This is a genomic window from Paenibacillus thailandensis, assembly GCF_042685365.1.
GTDB classification, from domain to species: Bacteria; Bacillota; Bacilli; order Paenibacillales; family Paenibacillaceae; genus Paenibacillus_AP; species Paenibacillus_AP thailandensis.
In genome coordinates this window covers 1-1098 of the sequence record NZ_JBHUMY010000056.1, presented here as the reverse complement: position 1 = coordinate 1098, position 1098 = coordinate 1, and the positions used below count along the sequence as shown (strand labels likewise).

Annotated in this window: 1 protein-coding gene; it reads left to right on the top strand. The window is 47.3% G+C overall.

Annotated elements, in window-relative coordinates; all coding sequences use genetic code 11:
• Window positions 1-999 (top strand): IS256 family transposase (locus tag ACFSW5_RS26145; protein WP_379280517.1); only part of this gene is annotated, 999 nt, incomplete at its 5' end.
• Window positions 1000-1098: the final 99 nt, after the last annotated feature.

Below are 1098 nucleotides of genomic sequence, written 5' to 3'. Positions count from 1 at the left end.
ACGTCGGAGTATGGTGAGGTCGAAATTGAAGTCCCACGTGATCGACTCGGCGAATTTGAACCGATGGTTGTCAAGAAGCATCAGACACAGGTCACCGGCATCGAGGATCAGATCATATCCATGTACTCCAAAGGAATGAGCACAAGAGATATCCAGGATCATCTAAACCAGTTGTACGGCATCGACGTCTCCCCAACACTCATTTCCAATGTAACGGCTAAAATTATGCCGCTTATCAAAGAATGGCAGAATCGCCCTTTACAAAATGTCTATTCCGTCGTCTTCATGGACGCCATTCACTTCAAAGTGAAGCAGGACGGGCAAATTATCAACAAAGCCGCTTACATGGTCGTAGGCATTGATTTAGAGGGTTACAAGGATGTACTAGGCATTTGGATTGGCGAGAACGAGTCCGCGAAGTTCTGGCTGAGTGTTCTAACCGATCTGAGGAATCGCGGCGTCCAAGACATTCTCATCATCTGCGTCGATAATCTGAAAGGATTTAGCGATGCCATTGCCGCATGCTACCCGCAGACAGAGATTCAGAAGTGTATCATCCATCAAATCCGCAATTCAATCAAATACGTATCCTACAAAGATTTGAAGAAGGTTACTGCCGCGCTACGCCCGATTTATACCGCTCCAACGGAGGAAGCTGCTTTGCAGGAATTGGAACAATTTGAGGCGGTTTGGGGCAAGCAATATCCACTGATCATACGTTCATGGCGAAACAATTGGGATGAACTCGCAACGTTTTTTAAATACTCGCCAGAACTGCGTAAATTAATCTACACGACGAATATGATTGAAAGCTACCACCGCCAGCTTCGTAAAGTCACAAAAGGAAAAAGTATTTTTCCGAACGATGAATCGCTGCTCAAGATGCTGTATCTTGCGACAATGGACGTTCTTCGCAAGTGGACAGGTCGTGTTCAAAACTGGGGACAAATCTTGCTGCAACTCACGGTGCACTTCCCTGACCGCGTACATGTCCGCTAAAGGACTTTACATGGAGAGGCGGGCATGATAGGCTGGTTAGCCACGCGATACCGACTTTCCAGTATCGCCCAATCGCGAAAAGTCATGCCCGCTGGAGGC